The organism is Halanaerobium saccharolyticum, from assembly GCF_004362045.1.
Classification (GTDB): Bacteria; Bacillota; Halanaerobiia; order Halanaerobiales; family Halanaerobiaceae; genus Halanaerobium; species Halanaerobium saccharolyticum_C.
Window position 1 is genome coordinate 27,924 of the sequence record NZ_SNWX01000008.1, and the last position, 22,153, is coordinate 50,076.

29 protein-coding genes are annotated in these 22,153 nt (G+C 33.8%); 25 read left to right on the forward strand and 4 right to left on the reverse strand.

Going from position 1 to position 22,153, the window contains the following annotated elements:
- Positions 1-2 precede the first annotated feature (2 nt).
- The 16 genes from DFR79_RS06755 to DFR79_RS06830 all read left to right on the forward strand — a co-directional run bounded on the left by DFR79_RS06755 (position 3) and on the right by DFR79_RS06830 (position 10,133).
- Positions 3-347 (forward strand): DUF3024 domain-containing protein, encoded by a 345-nt coding sequence (locus DFR79_RS06755; RefSeq protein WP_133514742.1) that lies wholly within the window; start codon positions 3-5, stop codon positions 345-347.
- A gap of 153 nt (positions 348-500) precedes the next feature.
- Positions 501-737 carry a hypothetical protein gene (locus DFR79_RS06760; protein ID WP_133514743.1) on the forward strand — a complete coding sequence of 79 codons (237 nt, stop codon included), beginning with the start codon at positions 501-503 and terminating at the stop codon, positions 735-737.
- Between the two features lie 227 nt (positions 738-964).
- The gene (locus DFR79_RS06765; protein WP_133514744.1) at positions 965-1,849 is read left to right on the forward strand and encodes a fructose bisphosphate aldolase; all 885 of its coding nucleotides are present in this window, start codon (positions 965-967) and stop codon (positions 1,847-1,849) included.
- 162 nt (positions 1,850-2,011) lie between these two features.
- Positions 2,012-3,517, forward strand: a complete 1,506-nt coding sequence (locus DFR79_RS06770; RefSeq protein WP_133514745.1) for a hydantoinase/oxoprolinase family protein — start codon at positions 2,012-2,014, stop codon at positions 3,515-3,517.
- 60 nt (positions 3,518-3,577) lie between these two features.
- Positions 3,578-4,129 (forward strand): NUDIX hydrolase, encoded by a 552-nt coding sequence (locus DFR79_RS06775; protein ID WP_133514746.1) that lies wholly within the window; start codon positions 3,578-3,580, stop codon positions 4,127-4,129.
- Positions 4,130-4,131: 2 nt separating this feature from the next.
- Positions 4,132-4,434, forward strand: coding sequence for an MTH1187 family thiamine-binding protein (locus DFR79_RS06780; RefSeq protein ID WP_133514747.1), 303 nt, complete (start codon positions 4,132-4,134; stop codon positions 4,432-4,434).
- A gap of 21 nt (positions 4,435-4,455) precedes the next feature.
- A complete protein-coding gene (gene tsaA, locus DFR79_RS06785; protein WP_133514748.1) occupies positions 4,456-5,547 on the forward strand; it encodes a tRNA (N6-threonylcarbamoyladenosine(37)-N6)-methyltransferase TrmO in 1,092 nt (363 codons plus the stop codon).
- A gap of 10 nt (positions 5,548-5,557) precedes the next feature.
- On the forward strand, positions 5,558-6,091 hold the full coding sequence (locus tag DFR79_RS06790) for a hypothetical protein (protein WP_133514749.1): 534 nt from the start codon (positions 5,558-5,560) through the stop codon (positions 6,089-6,091).
- Positions 6,079-6,810: a M48 family metallopeptidase gene (locus DFR79_RS06795; RefSeq protein ID WP_133514750.1), complete on the forward strand. Its 732-nt coding sequence runs from the start codon at positions 6,079-6,081 to the stop codon at positions 6,808-6,810. Before DFR79_RS06790 ends, DFR79_RS06795 begins: the two co-directional genes overlap by 13 nt.
- A gap of 16 nt (positions 6,811-6,826) precedes the next feature.
- On the forward strand, positions 6,827-7,234 hold the full coding sequence (locus DFR79_RS06800; protein ID WP_133514751.1) for a DUF523 domain-containing protein: 408 nt from the start codon (positions 6,827-6,829) through the stop codon (positions 7,232-7,234).
- Positions 7,235-7,264: 30 nt separating this feature from the next.
- Complete coding sequence (locus DFR79_RS06805) at positions 7,265-8,095, forward strand: SDR family NAD(P)-dependent oxidoreductase (protein WP_133514752.1); 831 nt, start codon at positions 7,265-7,267, stop codon at positions 8,093-8,095.
- Between the two features lie 32 nt (positions 8,096-8,127).
- A complete protein-coding gene (locus tag DFR79_RS06810) occupies positions 8,128-8,520 on the forward strand; it encodes a hypothetical protein (protein ID WP_133514753.1) in 393 nt (130 codons plus the stop codon).
- A 29-nt stretch (positions 8,521-8,549) separates the two neighbouring features.
- A complete protein-coding gene (locus tag DFR79_RS06815; RefSeq protein WP_133514754.1) occupies positions 8,550-9,101 on the forward strand; it encodes an RNA 2'-phosphotransferase in 552 nt (183 codons plus the stop codon).
- Positions 9,102-9,144: 43 nt separating this feature from the next.
- Complete coding sequence (locus DFR79_RS06820; RefSeq protein WP_133514755.1) at positions 9,145-9,354, forward strand: hypothetical protein; 210 nt, start codon at positions 9,145-9,147, stop codon at positions 9,352-9,354.
- A 47-nt stretch (positions 9,355-9,401) separates the two neighbouring features.
- The gene (locus DFR79_RS06825) at positions 9,402-9,902 is read left to right on the forward strand and encodes a carboxymuconolactone decarboxylase family protein (protein ID WP_133514756.1); all 501 of its coding nucleotides are present in this window, start codon (positions 9,402-9,404) and stop codon (positions 9,900-9,902) included.
- A 30-nt stretch (positions 9,903-9,932) separates the two neighbouring features.
- On the forward strand, positions 9,933-10,133 hold the full coding sequence (locus DFR79_RS06830) for a HepT-like ribonuclease domain-containing protein (RefSeq protein ID WP_133514757.1): 201 nt from the start codon (positions 9,933-9,935) through the stop codon (positions 10,131-10,133).
- 165 nt (positions 10,134-10,298) lie between these two features.
- On the opposite strand, the gene DFR79_RS06835 is transcribed toward DFR79_RS06830, so the two are convergent.
- Entirely contained in the window at positions 10,299-11,648 is a 1,350-nt protein-coding gene (locus DFR79_RS06835) for a Na+/H+ antiporter NhaC family protein (protein ID WP_133514758.1), read from the reverse strand.
- 267 nt (positions 11,649-11,915) lie between these two features.
- On the opposite strand from DFR79_RS06835, the gene DFR79_RS06840 reads away from it, so the two are divergent.
- The 3 genes from DFR79_RS06840 to DFR79_RS06850 all read left to right on the forward strand — a co-directional run bounded on the left by DFR79_RS06840 (position 11,916) and on the right by DFR79_RS06850 (position 14,971).
- The gene (locus DFR79_RS06840) at positions 11,916-13,076 is read left to right on the forward strand and encodes an ATP-grasp domain-containing protein (protein WP_133514759.1); all 1,161 of its coding nucleotides are present in this window, start codon (positions 11,916-11,918) and stop codon (positions 13,074-13,076) included.
- Positions 13,077-13,106: 30 nt separating this feature from the next.
- Positions 13,107-13,856, forward strand: coding sequence for an esterase family protein (locus DFR79_RS06845; protein ID WP_133514760.1), 750 nt, complete (start codon positions 13,107-13,109; stop codon positions 13,854-13,856).
- A gap of 71 nt (positions 13,857-13,927) precedes the next feature.
- Complete coding sequence (locus DFR79_RS06850; protein WP_133514761.1) at positions 13,928-14,971, forward strand: alpha/beta hydrolase; 1,044 nt, start codon at positions 13,928-13,930, stop codon at positions 14,969-14,971.
- A gap of 95 nt (positions 14,972-15,066) precedes the next feature.
- Here DFR79_RS06850 and DFR79_RS06855 read toward each other — a convergent pair whose 3' ends face one another.
- A complete protein-coding gene (locus DFR79_RS06855) occupies positions 15,067-15,888 on the reverse strand; it encodes a nitroreductase family protein (protein WP_133514762.1) in 822 nt (273 codons plus the stop codon).
- A gap of 176 nt (positions 15,889-16,064) precedes the next feature.
- Between DFR79_RS06855 and DFR79_RS06860 the strand changes: the two genes are divergently transcribed.
- The gene (locus tag DFR79_RS06860) at positions 16,065-16,376 is read left to right on the forward strand and encodes a TetR-like C-terminal domain-containing protein (protein ID WP_133514763.1); all 312 of its coding nucleotides are present in this window, start codon (positions 16,065-16,067) and stop codon (positions 16,374-16,376) included.
- Positions 16,377-16,488: 112 nt separating this feature from the next.
- On the opposite strand, the gene DFR79_RS06865 is transcribed toward DFR79_RS06860, so the two are convergent.
- Positions 16,489-17,739, reverse strand: coding sequence for a 4Fe-4S dicluster domain-containing protein (locus tag DFR79_RS06865; RefSeq protein ID WP_133514764.1), 1,251 nt, complete (start codon positions 17,737-17,739; stop codon positions 16,489-16,491).
- Positions 17,740-17,861: 122 nt separating this feature from the next.
- Here DFR79_RS06865 and DFR79_RS16320 point away from each other — a divergent pair, with 122 nt between their 5' ends.
- The 4 genes from DFR79_RS16320 to DFR79_RS06885 all read left to right on the forward strand — a co-directional run bounded on the left by DFR79_RS16320 (position 17,862) and on the right by DFR79_RS06885 (position 21,227).
- On the forward strand, positions 17,862-18,929 hold the full coding sequence (locus DFR79_RS16320) for an electron transfer flavoprotein subunit beta/FixA family protein (RefSeq protein ID WP_243727729.1): 1,068 nt from the start codon (positions 17,862-17,864) through the stop codon (positions 18,927-18,929).
- A 245-nt stretch (positions 18,930-19,174) separates the two neighbouring features.
- Entirely contained in the window at positions 19,175-19,537 is a 363-nt protein-coding gene (locus tag DFR79_RS06875) for a DUF2007 domain-containing protein (RefSeq protein ID WP_133514765.1), read from the forward strand.
- A 106-nt stretch (positions 19,538-19,643) separates the two neighbouring features.
- A complete protein-coding gene (locus DFR79_RS06880) occupies positions 19,644-20,402 on the forward strand; it encodes an epoxyqueuosine reductase (RefSeq protein ID WP_133514766.1) in 759 nt (252 codons plus the stop codon).
- 33 nt (positions 20,403-20,435) lie between these two features.
- Complete coding sequence (locus tag DFR79_RS06885) at positions 20,436-21,227, forward strand: SDR family oxidoreductase (RefSeq protein ID WP_133514767.1); 792 nt, start codon at positions 20,436-20,438, stop codon at positions 21,225-21,227.
- Here DFR79_RS06885 and DFR79_RS06890 read toward each other — a convergent pair.
- Entirely contained in the window at positions 21,222-21,596 is a 375-nt protein-coding gene (locus DFR79_RS06890) for a CoA-binding protein (RefSeq protein ID WP_133514768.1), read from the reverse strand. The genes DFR79_RS06885 and DFR79_RS06890 overlap by 6 nt on opposite strands.
- An 89-nt stretch (positions 21,597-21,685) precedes the next feature.
- On the opposite strand from DFR79_RS06890, the gene DFR79_RS06895 reads away from it, so the two are divergent.
- Positions 21,686-22,006: a hypothetical protein gene (locus DFR79_RS06895; RefSeq protein WP_133514769.1), complete on the forward strand. Its 321-nt coding sequence runs from the start codon at positions 21,686-21,688 to the stop codon at positions 22,004-22,006.
- Positions 22,007-22,153: the final 147 nt, after the last annotated feature.

A 22,153-nucleotide genomic window follows, 5' to 3' on the forward strand; every position in this document is an offset into this window, starting at 1 on the left:
CAATGGCTTTAAACGAATTGTTAAAAAAACGAGTTGAAAAAACTCTGGACAAATTTTGTGATGAACGTATACCAGAGAGAGTAAAAGATCAGATTAAGCTGGATTATAATATAAGAGGCAAATATGTTACTTTAATTGAAAAGCGTCCACATTATAAAGATCCAGACGAGTGGGTTGAAATGAAGATTGCTCAGTTTAGATATAATAAAGATAATAATAAGTGGTCTTTATACTGGTGGAGGCACACCGGAAAATGGTATGAATATGATAATATTGAGCCGACCAGTGATTTTCAGAAACTTGTGGAGGAAGTAGATGAGGATCCAACTCATATTTTTTGGGGCTAGACTTCTTCTATTTATCTAATTTACACAGCTAAAAAATTAACCCTATTTAAGGTGAAAAACTGAAAAATGGTATAAGTTATAATCAACTTAAATATAAAAACAGAAGGGGATCGAAAAACGAGAAAATCAATATTCAACCAGAGGACTGATAGTATGCTGACAATAAAATGTGCCAAATGTAAAACAAAACTCTTCAAATACAAAAAAATTGGACAGGGAAGAGTTCTCTGCTGCTGGAAATCTAAAATAACAAGGCTTTACGACGGAGAGGTAAAAGGGAAAAACTTTGTCTGCGAAAATTGCGGTAATATAATAGCAGAAATCAAGGATGACCATCTTGATATGAATAGTGATGCTTTCACTTATACCGGCACAAAAATTAAAAGATAATTATAGTATTTGTTTTTAAATTCAATAGTTTAAAAACTCGGCTGTGATTTGCATCATCTTTAGTATCTAAATCTTTTATATATGGTTTAACATCTAAAAGATTTAAATTTAGATGCTGAAGCTGAAAGTTCAGAAATAGAACAAGAGACAGAAAATTTGTAATAAGACTAAATAAATTATATAATTTATTTAGAAACAGGTTAATAAATGAAATGGGGTAGATATTTATGAATAAAAAGCAAATTGAACTTATGAAAAATGGCAAAGGTTTTATTGCAGCTATGGATCAGAGTGGTGGAAGTACACCAGGAGCATTGGAAGATTACGGTATAACAGAGTCAGAATATGAGACAGAAGCAGAAATGTTTGAGCTTGTCCATGCAATGAGAACCAGAGTTATTACCAGTCCTTCTTTTAGTTCTGAACACATTTTGGGTGCAATTTTGTTTAAGCATACGATGAATAATAAAATGGAAGGTAAATATACTGCTGATTATCTCTGGGAGGAAAAAGGAATTCTGCCAATACTCAAAGTGGATCAGGGCACAGAAAATAAAGAAAATGGAGTCCAGCTAATGAAGCCCATGACTAAACTGGATGACCTGCTTGCAGAGGCAGAAAAGTATAATATCTTTGGAACCAAAATGAGATCAATTATTCACAGTGCCAATCCAGATGGTATTAAAGATATTGTGGCTCAGCAGTTTGAATATGCTAAAAAAATCTATGATGAAGGATTTACACCTATTTTAGAACCAGAAGTAAATATAAACAGTAAAGATAAATTAGAATCCGAAATAATATTAAAAGAAGAAATTCTAAAACTGCTTCAGGGCTTAGACGATGAGCAGTATATATTTAAACTCTCACTTCCAAGTCAGGCAGATTTCTATCAGGAAATTATTGAACATCCCAATGTAGTAAGGGTGGTCGCTTTATCTGGAGGTTACAGTCAGGAAGTTGCTGTAAATAAGCTTTCGGAAAACCATAATATGATTGCAAGTTTTTCGCGGGCACTGCTTCAGAATCTAGAGATTGATCAATCAGAGGAAGAATTTGATAAAGAACTGAAAAATGCTGTAGTTAAGATTTATAATGCTTCCCTGACATAAGATATTTATAGAACTAACATTAATTTTTAAAATGGATGAAAGTGAAAAGCATTTATTTAAATATAAATCCCGGCACTTATAATGCCGGGATTAATTATATAATTATATTGCAGGAAAAAAAATTACAGGATTGATAAGTAGTAAAATAAAGGATCAGTGGGATTGGTATTAATTCCAGGTCCAGGCCTTAATCCCAAACATTTAAAATATGGGGAAGAAAATTTAATTTTAGAAGGATCGATAGACCACAGAGGTAAGGAAGTAAAGTCAGTTTCTGCTCAAAAAATTAAAGATGGTCTGGCCCGGTTTAAAGAGGAGAAGATAACTTTAGGCCATCAAATATCAGGTAATTTAAATTATCACCGACGAATATTAACAGCCTATTACAATACTGCAGTCAGCAGTGTTCATCAAAATTTTATAAATTCTATCGAAACTTCTCTTAAGGAGAGGGATATAGAGGCTGAACTTTATCTGCTTAAATCTGATGGAGGAACTGCTGCTTTAGAAAACTCACGAAAAATTCCAATTGAAACAGTTAACTCCGGTCCTGCAGCCAGTATTATGGGCAGCCTGCTTTTAAATCAAAGTTCTGAAACAGGAATTGCCCTGGATATTGAAGGAATAGTAGAATATAATCCTGAAATTGTGACAGACAGAGAGATTAAAAGGGCTCATATCTGTGTACCAGATGTTGACAGTGTGGCCTCTGAACCTCATAAAATTTCTGCAGGAGGAGCTGTCAAAGCGGCAGACCTAGTTTTAGAAGGAATTGTTGATAAAGGTTTTGCGCTTGTTCGACCACCGGGCCACCACGCCCACAGGGTTGTTCATGACCCCAATGTGCTTCATATTTCTCTGCATCAGGATGGCGGAACTCTCTTTCCCGGCTCAGGTTTTGTCAATGAATTTGGAGGACCGACAGCCTATGCCAGAACTTTAAATATACCACTACCTCCAGGAACATTTGATCAGGGTCTGCTCTATGTGATTAATGATTTTGTATTACCAGTTTTAAATGATTTTCAGCCTGATTTAGTTATTAATGCAGCAGGACAGGACAATCATTACTTTGATCCCCTGACCAATATGAATATTTCAGCCAGGGGTTATGCAGAAATGAATGAGCTATTGGATCCAGATCTATCTATACTGCAGGGAGGTTATTCAATAGAAAGTGCACTTCCCTATATCAATGTTGGTTTAATACTGGCTGTGGCCGGACTTGATTACAGTTTTGTAGAGGAACCTGATTATGATCCAGACCTTTTAAAAGAAGATCCGAGTCTGACCTCTGAGATAAAGGAGACTGTGGCTCAGTTAAAGAAGATCTGGGAAAGTAGAGAAAGCAGAGATCTAAAAGAAGTCTATGGTGATTTTTCTAAATTTTACAGCAGAGAAAAAAACATCTTTTATGACACAGCAGGGATCAATGAAAGCCAGACCGAAAAAGTTAGAGTTTGTCCTGACTGTCAGGGCTATCCAATTATTGAATCAAAGGCAGCTAAAAGTCGGTTTAGCAGCAGTCAGGTTATGGCTGTTTCTATTCCTAAACTGGTCTGTGATCACTGTCATCAGGAAGCCAGAGAAAAATATGAAGGATTAAAAAAGGAGCACGATCACGTTTATCTGCAGGATTTAAAAGAAGATGAGTATCTCAGTAGCTAGACTGAGCTTGTGTTATAATCACTTTAAAGCAGAAAGAATAAAATTGGAGGACTAGATTTAATGAATTATTATCAGAAAATATTAGATAAGTTAAAAGAATATCAAGCCCAAAGTATATCTGAAAAGAAATCGAAAAAGAAAATTATACACTTTATTCTCAACAATCAGAAAAACATTGGTAGAGAAAATTCTGCAGGCCATCTAACTGCTTCAGCCTGGATAGTAAATAATGAACGGAATAAAGTTTTGTTACACCAGCATCTTTCTTTAAATAAGTGGATTCAGCTCGGAGGCCATCTTGAAGCAGACGAAACTGTTAAGGAAGCTGCCTTAAGAGAGGCCAGAGAGGAATCAGGTTTAGAATCTCTTTCATTTTTGTATAATAATATTTTTGATATTGATCATCATCTAATACCCGCAAATAATAATCAGGCTGAGCATTTTCATTATGATATTAGATATCTATTAGAGGCAGATAGTAAAGAAGAATTAGAAAAAAGCAGGGAGTCTGTCAATCTAAAGTGGCTTCAGTTAAATGAGGTCGAAAAATATGTTAGTGAGGAATCTGTTCTGAGAATGCTAAGGAAAACTAAAGAATATAAGGAGGGTTAATAATGGTTATTGCAGAATTAACAGTTGTCCCCCTGGGTACAGAAAGTACAAGTTTAAGCAGTTATGTTGCTGGATGTCATGAGGTTTTAAAAAATCAGAATAAGGTTAAATATAAACTGACTCCAATGGGAACCATCCTGGAGGGAGAACTTGATGATATTTTTGAAATTACAAAGAAAATGCACGAAGTTCCTTTTGAGAGTGGTGCTTTTAGAGTTACAACTAATCTAAAAATAGATGATCGACGTGATAAAGAAGCAGCAATGGATAAAAAAATTAATTCAGTTAAAGAGAAACTTAAATAAATGTAGATTAAGGAGATGAAAATGGAAATAAATAAAATAGGAGAAGTCAGAAGCAAATATAAAGAACCTGTTGGCCCTGATGAGATGAGAAAAAGTAAAAGTATTATTGAAATTGAAGCAGAATATATAGATGGACTTGATCAGATAGAAGATTACGAATATCTGCAGATTGTTTTTTATTTTCACAAATCAGAAGGATATGATCTAATCAGTAAAAGGAGAAAAGGGCCGGAGAGAGGACTATTTACATCCAGAAGTCCCCGCAGACCCAGTCCGATTGGAATTACTACAGTCGAATTACTGAAAAGAGAGGGCTCTAAGCTTCATGTTTATGGGCTTGATGCAATAGATGGAACTCCTGTTATTGATATCAAACCATATGCCTCATTTATGGATCAACCTACACTTTCATTACAAAAAGAAACACCTCGCTATCGAATTAATAAATTGCTTAAATATCAAAATAGGCAAGACCTACTGCTTAAAGCAGGTGAACTGCATGGACATTACTGTCCTTATCTTGCTCTGGGTGTGCTCGCTTCAGCAGATGTACTCAAACGCTTTGATGCAGAAAATGATGGAATGGAAGATCTGCTTGCAGTAGTGGAAACTAACAGCTGTTTTAGTGATGGAATTCAATATACTGCCGGTACCACCTTTGGTAATAATGCTCTTATTTATCGCGATTTTGGGAAAACTGCGGTGACATTTATTAACCGAAAGGAAGAGGACAAAAATCTTAGATATTATCTCAAAGATTCTGATTTTATCAGCAGAGAATATCCAGATGCAGCTAAATTATTTAAAAAAGTTATTGCAGAAAGAAAAGGTAGCAAAAAAGAACAGGAAAAAATGAAGGAACTCTGGCAGAAGATAGCTTTTGAGATAATCGAAGAAGATGTTGATAGATACTTTAAGATTGAAGAAGATGTTGATATTGAAGTACCAGATTATGCCTCTATTTTTGCTGACCAGCACTGCAGCAAGTGTGGAGAAAAATTAATGGCTGCCAAAGCTGTTAAAAAAAATAATGAAGTGTTCTGTAGAGACTGTGCTGAAAGCTGTTATTATCAGCTTGATGGCAGTGGTATAGTTAAAGTAGAAAAGGAGTAATTATTAATCCATGAATAAAAATAGTCTTTTAGCAATCGGCTGGGATGTAGGAGGCTGGATGGGAAATAACCACGGCTTTTCTATTATCCACTGGAATAAAAAAGAAAATGATTTTAAGTGGCTTGGAAAATCAGTTGAGTTAAAGATACCTGCTGCTTCAATTTTTTCTTTAGATTATATCATTGAAAAAGTAACAGAGGGAGATAATTTAGATCTTTGTGACTATGAGATAGTTATCGGAGTTGATGCTCCACTTAGATTTCCAAAAAAGTTTAAAGAATTTATAAACGGCAGTGCTGAAGAATTTAGAAGGCCGGAAAAGGAAATATATAATCCCCTGGCTTATAGAGAAACTGATGTCCATATTTATGAAACCCTGGGCAAAAAGCCGCTTTCAGCAGTTTTTGACCGGCTGGGTACTAATTGTACTGCAGCTATGGTCCATTTAAAAAAGTGGATTGAGGAATACGATTTTTCCCTGCAGCCGATTAAGGATAAAGGAAATAATCGAGATATCATTAGGGTGTTGAAATGGAGAAAATAAAATTTAAAAATCAGGAAATTGAATTTGAAATTATTCGCAGCAGCAGAAAAACAATCGGGATAATAGTTAATGCAGATCAGGAATTGATTGTTAGGTCTCCTAAAAGAACTTCAATCAGAAATATAAAAAATTTACTTAAAGAAAAAGAAAACTGGATTTTAGAAAAACTTGCTAAAATGTCAGAGATTAAAGCTTCTCCTAAAGATAAAGAATTTATCAGTGGAGAAACCCTTTATTTTCTGGGCAAAGAATATAAGTTAATACCCATTGCTGAAGCTAATATTAAGAGTCTGGAGATTGAATTAGTAGAGGAGACGTTGATAATTAGATTTCCGGTTGAACTTGAAGATAATAAGGAAAAAAGGAAAACAGAAATTAGAGGGAAGTTGATCAGCTGGTACCGCAGTCAGGCTAAAACAAAAATAAATGAACTGATTAATATTCATAAAAAGTACTTAGATGTTGAACCTAATAAGATAGTCATCAAAAAACAGAAAAAACGCTGGGGCAGCTGTAGCGGCAAGAAAAATCTTAATTTCAACTGGAAAATTATAATGGCACCTCAAAAAGTGATCGAGTACTTAGTGGTACATGAACTGGTGCATTTAATTCATCCCAATCATTCAAAAGACTTCTGGCAGACTGTAGCTGAAACTATTCCTGATTATGAAGAGAAAAAAGAATGGTTAAGAATTAATGGAAGATTGCTTACTATTTAATAGGGAAGGTGATCAAATGTATATAGTAAGTTCCTGTCTGGCAGGAATTAACTGTCGTTATGATGGCAAAAACAATCTAAATAATAAAGTAGCAGAGTTAGTTAAAGCAGGTAAAGCTATTCCAGTCTGTCCTGAAGTTTTAGGAGGACTTGATACTCCCAGAGATCCCTCGGAAATTATTGTTGATCAGCAGGGACACAAAAGAGTTGTGACTGAAAGTGGTAAAGGTGTGACAGCTGAATTTCAACTGGGAGCAGAAAAAACTTTAAAAATTGCCAGAATCTTGGAAGCTGAAAAGGCTATTTTACAGCAGAGGAGTCCTTCCTGTGGCTGTGGAAAGATCTATGATGGAACTTTTAGCGGTAATTTAATTAAAGGTAATGGTCTAACGGCAGAGTTATTGATTGAAAATGGAGATGTTTGAGTTAATATTAATATAGTGAGGTGATTTTAGATGAAAACTATTTTAGTTACTGGTGCAACTGATGGAATTGGTAGAGAAACAGCAAAAGAGTTAGCTGAAAAGGGCCACAGGATTATCATCCACGGCCGCAGTGAAAACAAAGCCTGGAAGGTTAAAGAAGAGCTAAATAAAATTAATTCTGAGGTTGAGCACAAAATAGCTATTGCTGATCTGGAGTCCCAGCAGCAGGTTTTAGATTTAAGTACTCAACTGAAAGAAGAAGAGGATAAAATTGATGTTTTGATTAATAATGCAGGGATATATCAAAATCAGCTTGAATTTAGTGAAGATAAGATCGAAAAAACTATAGCAGTTAATTATCATTCCCATTTTGTCTTAACCCTACTTTTATTACCTTTATTAGAAAAGTCAGATGATCCACGGATAATTAATTTTTCCTCTATGGTTCATGCTCATAATTTAGATACAGATAAAATCTGGGACCCTATTAATTTCAACGGCAGTCAGGCTTATTCTGATTCTAAACTGGCAATGATTTTATTTACCTTTAAGTTAGATAGAATAGTAAATGGAATCACAGTTAACTGCCTTCATCCAGGAGTTATCAATACTAAGCTGCTGCGTCAGGGCTGGGGAGCAGGTGGTTCTTCTGTAGAAAAAGGAGCAGTAACTCCGGTATATTTGGCACTTTCTGATGAGGTAAAAGGAGAAAGTGGTGGCTATTTTGTCAATAAGAATAAAAAGAAACCAACAGAAGCAGCTTTTAAGCAGGAACTGCAGGACCAATTATGGAATAAAAGTATTGAGATGATAAAATATCAGGAAATTTTAAATAAGATTCCTGATCAATTTTTGAATTAAATAAATAATTATATAAAAAAAGAGGTGAAGTCATGTTTTATCTACTATTATTAGTTACTTTCCTGGTTGCTCTTTTGGTCTGCTATATAGTCAGCAGATTATTTAATGACTCAATTTATAAGATTTTAAATTTAATTGTACCTGAGGCGATAAATGAAGCCTGGCTTAAATATATTAAGTTTGCCATCTATGTAGTTGGTATTTCCGGTGGAGTCAGGATTGGGGATTTAGAAAGATATATTACTTCAAGATATAATAATCGGGAAGTACTTCAATTAACTACAGAGCGCTGGACATTAGAAATCTACCGTACTTTAATTGGGTCACTGCAGAGTATTGCCACAGTCTTACTGATCTTTTTTGTTTTCACTTTAATCGCTTATGTTATTTTAAAAATCTTTTCTTCAAAAAATGAGAGTAAATAATAATATTAATTAAATTCGGGTGAAATCAAATGAATAAAATTAAACTTTCAAAAACAGTTTCCTATATCTTACGCCATCATCCTGAATCTTTTGATTTAAAACTTGCTGCAGATGCTACAGTTAAAACAGATGATCTTTTAGCTGCTCTGCAGAAGAAATTTAAGGATATCTCTAAAGCTGATCTGGTGGAACTGGTAGAAAATGATGCTAAAGGTCGTTTCAGCTTTTTAGATGAGCAGGAAAGAATAAGAGCCAATTACGGGCACAGTATTGAAGGAGTCAATCCAGATTATGAGGCTGTAAAGCCACCTGAGTATCTCTATCACGGAACAACACCTGAAGTTAAAAACAAAATTTTAGCTTCAGGGATCAAGCCAATGGGCAGAAATTATGTCCACTTAAGTGTTGGTGTCAAAGAGGCAAAAAAAGTGGCCCGAAGGAGAACAAATCAGCCGGTGATTTTTAATATAGAAGCTCTGAGAGCTTTTCACGAAGGACAGAATTTTTATAAAACTGCAGAAGATATTTATCTGACAGATCAGCTTTCTGCAGACTATTTATCATTATTAAATAACAAATAGAACTTATAATACAATTAATTATCCAGCAAAGGAAGTGTAGTCTTTGATTTATTTACTTTTAGCAGTCTTATGCAGTTCTTCAATAGCTTTAATTTTTAAATTTAGTGAATCAAATGATTTATACAGATATATAATTACCTCAGCCAATTATTTTGCTGCTGCCGGTTATCTCTTTTTTGGAGAAAAATTAAAATCTAAAGAATGGGCTTCAATTCTAATGACAGTTATTGCATTAATTTTAATTAATATCTGATGGTAAACAGTTTTAAAAATATATAATATATAAGTTGAGGTTAAAATATGGAGAATTTTAAAAAGAGAACTTTTAGTAGTTTTAAAGAATTTATAAATGAACTAAAATTTATATTTAAAAATAGAGATAGAATTACAAAATTAGAAGAGGGAGAGATAATTGAGGTTGAGTTCAGGCAGAGATTGATGATGGCGGTGACTGAGGTTAACGGCTGCCGCTACTGCTCCTATTATCATTCAAGACTCGCTTTAAAGGCAGGTATCAGTAATCAGGAACTGAATTCTCTGCTCATGGGAGATCTAAATGACTGTCCTGAATCAGAAGTATTAGCTTTAGTCTATGCCCAGCACTGGACAGAAAAGAAAGGACAACCTGACCAAAAGATGAAGGATAAAGTTAAGGCTGAATATGGAGAACAGAAATTTGAAATAATAAATCTGGCGGTTAGAATGATTAATTTCGGTAATCTATCGGGTAACAGCTTTGATTATTTTCTTTATAAATTAAGCTTTGGTTTGCTCGGTCAGAGTAAATCTGACAATAATTAAATGATTAAAGGTTAGGAGTTATGATAATAAATGGAAGAAATTTTTGAAAGAAGAAGTATTAGAAAATATACATCTCAAAAAGTTGATAATCTAACAATTGATGCGGTATTGAGAAATATAGAAATTATTGGTGAAGCAGCTAATAAGTTATCTGAAAAAGTATATCAGATTAAAACCGGATATTGCAATTGCGAGTGGACCTCCAATTTATCTTTCGCATTTAGATCATAAAATGGCAACAGAGGCAGCAGAAAACATAGTTTTTTTAAGCAGTAAGGTTGAGACTTTAATAATTGATAACCATCATTCAGGCCAGATAAAATCTTTCAAATTTTGAAAGATTTTATCAGTATTTTAGCGCTAAATAAAGATAAAAAATATTATCAGAGCAAAGAATTATTTTCTCTCCTCGAAATAGCTTGTTAAAAGATTAGATAAAGGCATCAGCAGTGGAAAAAAGGCAAAGGTAAAATATTCTATTGTACTGACTCCTAAGACGGCTGTCATCATTAAGGCATTAACATTCCAGGGGATTAAGGGTGAAAAAATAAGGCCGGAATCTCCAAGTGCTCTTGCCATTACTTTTCTTTCTATATTCATCTGATCATAGTTTTTACCCAGCATTTTTGCCGGTAAAAATACCCCCAGAAATTGATTGCAGCCTAAGCCAGCAGCAAGAATACCGGAAATAATAGTAACAGAAATCAGATGCATTTTTTTCTTGATCAGGTGCAGAAATGGTTTTAAGAGGCTGTTTAAAACACCCATTTTTTCTAAAAGTCCACCTAAAAGCACAGCAAAAATTATTAAAGAAATAAGCTCCAGCATACTCGTTAAACCACCACGAGCCAGAATATTATCTATAAAATCTATTCCTGTTCTATTACTGAAACCTCTAAACATAATATTTAAAAGTTCTGACCAGCCTCTTTCTGTAAAATAGATCCCTATTAATAATGAAAAAAGAATATTTAAAGCAATATTGATGATAGTGGGTACTTTTAAGACTGCCAGTACAATTATTAATATTGGTGGTAAAAGCAGCCAGAAAGAGATCTGAAAGTGTTCGTTCAGCATTTGACTTAATAATTCTAAATCACCTATATTTGTAGTACTGGAAAAATTACTTAAACCAAGAAAGAGAAAGCCTAAAGCAGTAAGTAAATATGGTATAATAGCTGTTTTAAACATATGGTAAATCATATCCATCAGGTTTGCTTCAGAACTGTGAGCTGTGATAATTGCAATAGAAGAGACCGGTGACATTCTGTCTCCCACATAGGAGCCGGAAATGATTGCTCCTGCAGCTAAAGGCAGACTAAGACCCATTGTTTGAGCGATACTGATTAAAGCAAGTCCAATTGTACTTGCAGTTCCGACAGCAGTTCCAACTGCCATTGAAACCAGAGATGTTGAAATAAATGAAAGAATAAAAAAGTATTGAGGACTAATTGTCTGCAGTCCATAAAAGATCACTGTTGGTACTGTACCTACAGCTATCCAGAGACCGATCATCATACCAAGTAAAAATAAGATTAGAATAACATTACCTATATTTCTAAAACTCGAAAAGAGCATTTCTTCAATTTCCTGCCACTTATATCCCCATATTAGAGCTAAAGATATAATTATCATTATTTCAAAAAATAGAGCAATCTGTATTGGTGCTTCCCAGAATAATACAGAGAGCAGGATTAAGAAGACCATTGTAATCACAGGTATTATTGCCTGTTTAAAACTCAACATTTTAATTCCCCCAAAATTATCTATTTATATCTTACTATATCAATATTACTATATAATTAATTCTGAACATATGTCAAACTTTTATTTGCTTATTTTCTTGAAATTAATTTACCAAATTATTTCACACTATGCTTTAAACACCTTATATAATATTCAAAAAGTTTACAAATTAATATTCTAATGATAAACTTATGTATATATTATTAAGAATAATTATGAATTTGAAAATGAGAAGTAGAGTAGAAGAGTAAAGAAAGGAATGATTTTATGAATTTTATATTTTTATCACCTTATTTTCCAAACAATTTCTATAATTTTTGTGTGGAACTTAATAAGGCTGGTGTCAATGTACTTGGTGTTGGTGATTTAGCATATGAGGAATTGAGAACTGAACTTAAGGATTCACTAACAGAATATTACAGAGTTGATGATATGGAGGACTATTCTCAGCTGCTTAAAGCCTGTGGATATTTCACCCATAAATATGGAAAAATTGATCGCATTGAATCTCATAACGAACACTGGTTGGAAACTGATGCACGCTTAAGAACTGATTTTAATGTTGAAGGTTTAAAAATCGATGAAATTGAACCTATGAAATATAAATCAAAGATGAAAGAGGTCTTTAATCAGGCTGGTTTAAACACAGCCCGCGGTAAGGTTATTGATAATCTGGAAGAAGCAGAAGAATTTATTGCAGAAGTTGATTATCCTGTTGTTGTTAAACCAGATAATGGAGTTGGAGCAGTTGATACCTATAAAATCAACAACCATGAGCAGTTAGTAGATTTTATTGAAAGTAAATTAGACCTTGATTATATAATGGAAGAATATATTGAGGGTAAAATCTACACCTTTGATGGTCTGACAGATGGAGAGGGAAATATTGTTTTCTCATCCTCAATGACTTACAAAGGTGGAATAATGGAAACTGTTAATGAAGGACTTGATATGTATTACTATATACCAAGAGAGCTGCCAGAAGATATAGTAGAAGTCGGAATGAAAACAGCTGAAGCATTTGAGCTTAAAGAAAGATTTTTTCACTTTGAATATTTTAAGCTTGATGATGGAAGAATTGTTGCTCTGGAAGTCAATGTGAGGCCTCCCGGAGGCTTGACCCTTGATATGTTTAATTATGCTAATGATATAAATATCTATAGAGGTTATGCTAAATTGATTGCTCACGGCAGTTTTGATCAGGATATAAGCAGAAAATACAACTGTTTTTATGTCGGCCGCAAAAACTTTATCAATTATAAGCATTCTCTAAAAGATATTATATATAATTATGGTGAATATATAGTTTTACATGAAGCTATTTCTCCTATCTTAGCTCCAGCAATTGGAGATTATGGTATAATTTTAAGAACTGAGAAGCTTGAGCAGGGTAAAGAAGCTGTTCAATATGCGGTAGAAAAAGTATAATGATAGTTAAAGAAGAAAGTAGGTAATATTATGAAAGTAGAATACAGAAATTTTTATAGTTCAAATTTAAATAGAGAAATGCCTTTTAAAATTTATGGACATGCAGGTAAACCAATGCTTGTCTTTCCTTCATCTGGAGGCAGTTTTCATGAATATGAAGACTTTGGTATGATTGATGCCATCTGGCCCTTTATAGAAAATGTTGAGATAACAGTCTATGCAGCCAGCAGTGTTGATTCTAATTCCTGGCTTGATTTTAATCTGCATTCACATGATAAAGCAGTAATCCATAACAACTATGATCGGTATATTGTTGATGAGCTGCTGCCTTTTATCAAATATCACTCTGACTGGCAGGGTGGATTAATTAGCAGTGGTTGCAGTATGGGTGCCTATCATGCAGTTAATTTTTACTTTAAGCATCCAGATGTTTTTGATACAGCTGTGGCATTAAGTGGTATTTATGATGCCAGATTTTTTACTGGAGGCTATATGGATACAGAAATCTATTTGAATTCTCCGGTTGATTACGTAAAAGAACTGGAAGATGAATGGTATTTAAACCACTATCGGAACAACAAGCTGATTATCTGTGCCGGTCAGGGCAGGTGGGAAGAAGATACTTTAAGAGATACCAGACTATTGGACACAGTTCTGGCAGAAAAAAATATTCCTGCCTGGTTTGACTACTGGGGTTATGATGTTGATCATGACTGGACAGGCTGGAGAGAGCAGATGCCTTACTTTTTGGGGAAACTTAAAGAGAGTGGTATTATTTAACTTAATCTAAATTAATAGGGTTATTAAATGCTGAAAAAATAGTTGATAATTGCTGACAGAGGAGTTTATGAATGCTAAAAGAAAAGATAGATATTAAAATCATAAAAGACTTTTATTCTGAGGTATTAAAAAACAAAAGAAAGATTAGAATTTATTTACCTCCTTCTTATTCGACTGAAAAGAATAAGTATTATCCAGTTTTATATGTCCACGATGGCCAGAATGTTTTTGAAGGCAAAAAATCTTATTCAGGCGAATCCTGGAATCTCCATCAGGTGACAGAACAGTTAATCAGAGAAAATTTGATAGAAGAAATCATAATTGTGGCTGTGGATAATATGGAAGAAGAGAGATTAAGTGAATATGCTCATCAGGATGGATTTTTTAAGGGTGAAAAAATTAAAGGGCGCGGTTTTGATTACGAAAAGTTTTTAATCAGAGAATTGATGCCTTTTATAGCAGAAGAATATAGAATTAAAGAAGGGTCAGAAAACACAGGTTTAATGGGGTCTTCAATGGGAGGTCTGGTTACTTTTAATATAGGTTTAAGAAGATCAGATTTGTTCTCAAAACTGGCAGTAATGTCACCTTCTCTCTGGTGGGGAAAGAGTTCTCCCCTGGAAAAAATTAATTCCTATGATTATCAAAGCTTAAACTCCCAAATCTGGCTGGATACCGGTGAGGCTGAGGGTAAGTTTATGTCTTTTACAGAAGATGTAATTTATGAACTAAAGTATTTAAAAAATAATTTAAAACTGGATTTAATCTATTATCAGGTTCCTGAGGCTATTCACAGCGAAACAGCCTGGGCGGCTCGAGTCCACTGCCCCTTACTTTATTTTTATGGTGACACTGGAGAAGTTAAAGAAATTGAATTAATTGGCAGTGAAAAAATAACTCTTAAGGGTGTAAAAGAAAGAATTAATCCTGTACTTACTTTTGACAGTGCTTTTAAAATGACAGCTTTAGAAGGAGAATTTAGATCACTTAAACCAGAAATTTTGAAAATTAATGAAAACGGTGTTTTAACTCCCAGAAAAACGGGATCAGCAGAAATCGAATTTATTGTTTTTGGTTATAAGGCTTCTAAAAATATTAAAATAGTAAATAAATAAAACCGGATAGATGATATGTCCCCCTTTCTAATAGGCAGATTAAATTATAAAAATCTGTTCTATCAGAAAGGGGTTTTTAATGCTAGAAAAATTTATTAATTCCAGCTAATATCTGCTTCTTTTCTGGGAACTGTTCTAGAATATTTGACATCAGGATAGCCTATAACCAGCGCAGTTACTATTTCCTTAGTTTCTTTAATATTTAGAAATTCTCTAACTTCTTCTTTGTCTTTTGCTCCTCTTAAAGTGAAACCACTAAATAATACTCCTAAATCTAACGCATTAGCCATTAATTCCATATTTGAAGAAGCTAAAGAACCATTGACAGTAGAATTTGCTGAAACCACAATTACAAGTGGAGCCTCAAAAAATAAGCGATCATTATGTACAGATTCGTTTTGATATTCTTGATACATTTGTGTCCATATTTCAGCATATTTCTTAAACTGCATTGTTTCCGGTCCTAAATTACTAAGTATTGATTTACCTTTTTCATTTAGATTTTTTAATATCAGTTCTCTAAATTCACTAATTTTATCTTTAACTACTGTAAAAGAAACATCCTGTTGATTGCTTCCAGTTGGAGTAAAACGGCCTGCTTCTATAATTTTCATAATTTTATTATTTTCTACTTTCTTTTTTTTGAATTGCCGAATAGTTCTTCTAAATTTAATGAAATTCAGAAGATTATCTGCGGGAATCGAAAATTTTTCTTCATTATATTCTTTTACTTCATCCATATTATATTCAGTAGTTGATACTGCATTTATAGGGCAAATGGCAATACAATGACCGCAGTTGATACAAATCTTATTTTTTATTTTAGCTTTTCCCTCGACCATTAGGATATCATTTACTAAGCAATCATCAAGACACTTACCACAACCAATACATTTTTCTTTATCTACTTTCATCATTTAAAAAATCACTCCTATTATATATTATTATTTTAGAAAAATATTACACATTTGTGTAATCAAGTGTTTTTTAGTATACTAATATTGATAGATTTTGTCAACTTAGAAATAAAGAAGAAGTTTTGGAATCTTATATCAATCAAATAATAGAAAATCATATTCAAAGATATCTACAGATGAATGATTATTCGGAGATTACCATTGCAGAAGTATATTTTAAGTTGTGGGCTAAACACTTAGATTTTGTACTTTTACTAAAGAAGAATGATTTATTGATTTTATTAAAAGGATTTGAAAAATATATAGAGGAACTTGATAAAGCTTTTTCGGCATTTAGCTGCTTAGGTCTTAGTAAACATTCTGCTGAATATGCTCCTAAGTTTTATGCTGGTGCTCTGTGGAGTACTTTAGATAAATGGATTGAAAAAGGGATGGAAGAATCTCCAACAGAACTTGGAGAATTATTTGGTGAATTAATTGGTTGGTAGATTGAAATCACTAAACAATAAGGCAATAAAAGGCATGTCTGTTATTTTTCATAGCAATACATGCCTTTTATTTTTAAGTTTAAATTTAAGTCTTGATCTGAACAGTTAATAATTAAGCTAATTTTTTAATTATCTTTTCTAAATATCTTGATTTCATTTGTTTGCTGGCCATTGCCTGTTTAATAGGTGGCAACTTTAAGATGGCAGAAACAACAGCCGCCATAGCCCGGTGGCTGCCGAAGGCCTGATTCTCAAAAATAAGATTGGCCAGTTTACCTCTTTCAATTGCCATCATAACTGTCCGATGAATTGAATTAACAGGTGTTATAATTTCCTGCTCTCGCCGCTGAAGGCTGAGAGAACTATTAGGACAGGATCTAACACAGACACCACAGCCCAGGCAAACATCCTCATCGATCACTACTTTCTCATCCTCTCTGGAAATTGCATCGATCGGACAGGCTTCAATACATTTGCCGCAGTCAATACAGCTTTTATAATTAATCTGAGGCAGATAATGAGTGGTCTGAACCGGATGTAAGTTTCCAAACTTTTTTGCAGCCAGCAGAGCTTCACAGCAGCAGCCGCAGCAGTTGCAGATAAAGGTAGGACTCTCCCTTACGTTTTCTCCACACTGTACTAGTCCGTGCTCATAGGCCTGATGGAGAAGATCTAAACATTCGGAACTGTCAACCCGGTGTGCATGATCATGTCTGATTAAAGAATCAGCAGTATTATTAAAAGTCATACAGATATCAAGTGGAGCATCACAGGCTTTGTCCAGATGGTGCATTTTATGTCTGCAGTAACAGGTACTGATTCCTATATCATCAGCACTTTCTATGATATGACTTGCTTTTTCAAAATCCAGAATATGAACCATATTATCTTTCGATAGTACTTCTTCATTAACATAGATCCTTCCAAGTTTGGTCTCACTGGCTAAAAACAGATCCTTAATAAAATCTTCTTCAACATTTAAATATTGATGATATAATTCTGCCAGCAGTTCCTGATTAATATCCTGCCTGGTTCTCATCATTGAAAATTCGAAAAAACCTGCCATTGGAGGTGGCAGTACATATTTTTTGACTCCCTGATCCTTAGAATCAAGAAGGATTGCTCTTCCGGCAAGTTCATCCAGAATATTTTCTGTTTTTACTTTGTCCATCTTTAAAATCTTAGCTGCTTTATCAACCGTAAAAGGTTTGATTGGCAGTTGGGCAACTATTTTAGCTTCTTTTTCACTGAAAAGTATTGATAAGATTTTGTATAAAGTTTCAGATGGTGGTGCTCCCTGTGGAAATTGATTCAATCTTTCTTCAAGACTTTTATATGCTGATTTCGCTGTTTTGTGTGACAAATTATCACCTCTTCCTTTTTATATAATTAGACAATGGTGAAATATTTCCTTTAAATTTATAAGTGATTTTTGAATATGAAAAGATTTTCTCAAACTTATATGAAATTATTTTTGTATTAACAATGGGTATCGCAACAGCAGTTGCCTTTGCCACTGGGGGAAGTACTATCAAATCAGCAATTGGAACACCTTATCTGGCAAATACTATTGCTATAGCAGTTGTTATATTTCTGCTGACAATTTTTGGGGCTAAACTGGTACGCGAATTTGCCACTTATATAGGAATTGCAATTATTATTGGAGTAATATCTACAGTAGTAAATTTTGTTTTTGGAGGAGTAAAGAGAATTATTTCCTGGTGGACAAATGATAATACTGGCCGCAGTCATTCAATAATTGCTTCAATTATTTTTGTACTGATTACCTGGTCTATTGCCCGTTTTGGTTTAATTCCTTTAGTTGCCAGAGGATATGGTTTTTTAGGTTATTTAGGAATACCGATGCTGATCTTACCAGTTTTTTATAAGCTGATTAAAAGAAAATTAGGTGGCTCAGTCACAGCTATAAGCATGGGTCCCCAAAGAGCAGAATCTGCTTTGAAAGAGGCGGCAAGGGGAGCAGATAATGTTTTCTTATTAACTGATAATAATTTTGCAGGTGCTGATACAATTGCAACTTCAGGTGTTCTGGCTGCAGCCGCAGGAAAATTGGTTGATTTTGATTTAATTATTGCCGGTGAGATGAGTGTTGATGGTGATACTGCTCAAGTTGGTCCTCAAACTGCAGAGTTTTTAGATATCAATCATGCGGCTTATGTAAGTGATATAACTTCAGTCTCCGAAAATGCGATTACTGTTACTACTTCTCTCTGGGAAGCTAATTATAAGAAAGTTTTTAATTATCCGCTGCTGCTTACAGTAACTAAGGATCTTAATGATCCTCGACTGCCCTCATTTAAAGATAAGATGAGAGCCAGAAAAATTGAAGTGAAAAAATTTGATCTTGAAGCAATAAAAGATCAGCTTCAGCTCAAAGAGGTTGGATTTAAGGGTTCTCCAACCTGGGTTGAAAATATTGTTGTACCTCAAAAAATTGAAAGAAAAGTTAAAGTATATAATAAAGATGAGACAGAAAAGGCTATTGCTGATTTAAAAGAAATACTAAAAGCTAAAAATTTGATGGAGGCTTAATCATGGCAGAAAAAAATAAATTATTAATAATTGCATAATATACTAAATGCAGGAAAAAGCATTTAAATAAAGAATTTAAGTGACTGAGCCGGGAATTTTTCCCCGGCTATTTTTTTATCTTATTACTTATGTGATATAATTATATATGATTTTAGGAACTTAACTATAAAGTATGAATATCGAATCAGTAATTCCTTTATCTGTCCAGGAACAAAAATCAGAAAGTAAAGTGAGGAGCCTGTCCTATGGCTGATTTCAGATTAAAACATCTAATTACTACCGGAGTTAGAGAAGCAGAAATGATAGAATCTCTGCTTAAAGATAATAATATTGAAGTAATTGTTCGTCATGATGAATTTGGTGATTACAGCATGCTCTATATGGGTTTTTCTGCTTTTAATATAGAATTATATGTAGCAGAAGAAGATTATGCGCAGGCTCAAGACCTTGTGTCTTCTCTAAATATAAAAGCTGAGCAGAAAGAAGATGAGTCAAATAGAACCGAAAACGATCAAAATGAGAAGTCTTTTTCCCATTATCTGGCCCTGACTGCTAAGATAATTATCATCATTTATCTTTTATTTAACCTGGCTGCTTTAATTTTTTAGATTTAGAGGTTATAATTTAATTGAAATGTGTTTAAGATAGAGACTGTTAATTAAGTACCGGTATTTTCAACTCTAGAAATCAATTAAAAGAAGTGGGAGGGATAGTTTGAAGAAAAAAATTGAAAACTTGATTCATAATTACATTGCTGAATATCAAAAAAAAGATGAAATCAAAAGTGAGTGGAAAGATCCAGTAATTAAATATGCAGCTGCAGATGATCCAATGTTTAAAGAATTAAAAGACGCAGTTTCAGAAAGTCACCTTATGCCTGAGGATATATTACCTGGAGCTCAAACAGTTATAGCTTATTTTATTCCTTTTACCAATAAAATATCTAATTCCAATATTGAAGATAAATACAGCTCTCCTCAGTGGGCAAAAGCATATGTTGAAACAAATCAGCTAATAGCAGAATTAAATCAGCAGTTAAAAAATAAATTGTCAGAAAAAGGGTATCAAGCAAGTCTGATTGCTGCAACAAATAATTTTGATAAAGAAAGGCTGCTCAGTGACTGGTCACACCGACATGCTGCTTATATAGCTGGCCTGGGAACTTTTGGTATCAATAATATGCTGATCACGGAAAAGGGATGTGCCGGTCGGATTGGAACTTTAATTACTAACTTAAAAGTAGAAGCATCAGAGCGAACTGAGAAAGAAAGATGCTTTAATAAAGCCGGTTTTAACTGCAGTAAATGTGTGGACCGCTGTGTTAATGGTGCTCTGCAGGAAAATTCATTTGATCGTCATCTGTGTTATGATCTGCTTTTAGAAAATGATAAACTGCATCTGGAATCAGAATTAACGGATGTCTGTGGTAAATGTTCTGTTGATTTACCATGTTCTTTTACTTCTCCAGTTTAAGATTATTAAAATTCAATCGGAAGGGATGAAATTATGAATTTAAATATCAAAGGTAATTCGGCAATAGTAACTGCTTCCAGCAGTGGGCTGGGTAAAGCGGCTGCAGCTGCTCTCGTTAAAGAGGATGTTAATGTGGTTATTAACGGCAGAGATCAGCAGAAATTGGACACAGCTTTAAAGGAACTAAACGAATTAGAAGGAGGAAGAGTTATTTCCTCTCAGGGTGATATAACTAAAAAAGAAGATATTGAAAACCTGGTTAAAACCGCAGTTGATAATTTTGGTAGACTTGATCATTTAGTAACTTCCGCCGGTGGACCTCCTGCAAAATCATTTGTGGAAACCACAGAAAGTGACTGGTATGACTCTTATGATTTGCTGGTGATGAGTGTAGTCAGAATAGTTAAAGAATCTCTTTCTTATTTAAAAGCAGATGGAGGAGGGACGATTGTTAATATAACTTCAATTAGTGTTAAGGAAGCAATTGATAATCTGGTCCTTTCTAATTCTGTTAGAATGACTGTTATTGGTTTAATGAAAACACTAGCGAAGGAGTTAGCTCCAGAAATTAGAGCTAACGCCGTTCTACCTGGCGCTCATGAGACAGCTAGAATTGAGGATTTAATCAACTCACAGGTAGAAAATGGAGATTTTGAAAGCTATCAGCAGGGTTTAGCAGCTAAAAGTAAAAGTGTACCCTTAGAAAGAATAGGTACACCTGAAAAACTTGGTGATTTAATTGCTTTTTTATCATCACCAAAGTCTAATTATATCAATGGAAGTTCTATTGTTGTTGATGGAGGAGCAGCCAGTTCTAATTTATAAACTGGCATAAATACAGTCTTCAACTAATTCAATGTCATTTTTGGCTGCAAAGTCTCTAATTTCCTGACTTCTGGTTCCAGGCTGCAGCCAGACGTATTTGATTCCCAGTTTATTAATTTCTTCCATAACTTTAATTCCGATTTTTGGATTTACTACTAGATCGACAACATCAATCTGTTTATCTATAGAACTGAGATTATCATAACATTTTAGACCGGCGACTTCTTCAAATTTAGGATTAATAGGGAAGACATTATAGTCATTTTCTTTTAGTTTTTTAGGAATTTTATAGCCAAATCTGTTTTCTTTAGTTGTAGCACCAATAACTGCCCAATTTTTTAATTTCATAGTTTTTTCTTTTAAACTCATAATATCATCTCCTTAGAAAATAATTTTAACTATTTATTCAAGTTTATCAAAATAACATTCAAAAAGTCAATAAAAGAAAGGAGCCTGTTATGACAAAAAAACTAAAAGTTTCAATAATTACTGGTGCTTTGCTTGGAATTATCTGTATTATCGGTGGAGGAATAAGAATGGGTTATAGTGGCAGTGGACTATATTTATTTGCTCTCTGGTATAACCGGTTAATAATGGGTATTTTGATTGGATTAACTAAAATGAAACCGGGAGTTAATGGCTTAATTAGAGGTGGTTTTTTTGGTTTTATTGTCTCGCTTGCTTTTTATCTGTCCACAGGAATGACTGATTTAATTTCATTTTTAGCAGGGATTATCTATGGGGTTATAATTGTAGCAGCAGCCAGAAAATTTGAATAAGCAAATAAAAAACGCAGCAGAAACAAACTTAAAATGCGTTTTTTGCTTTAAGTATTATTTATATACTGAAATGTGTTTTTTCCTGAGCGGCAATTTATGGTATAATATATTTAAAGTTTGGGGTTTTGATAGGGGTGATTTTAAATT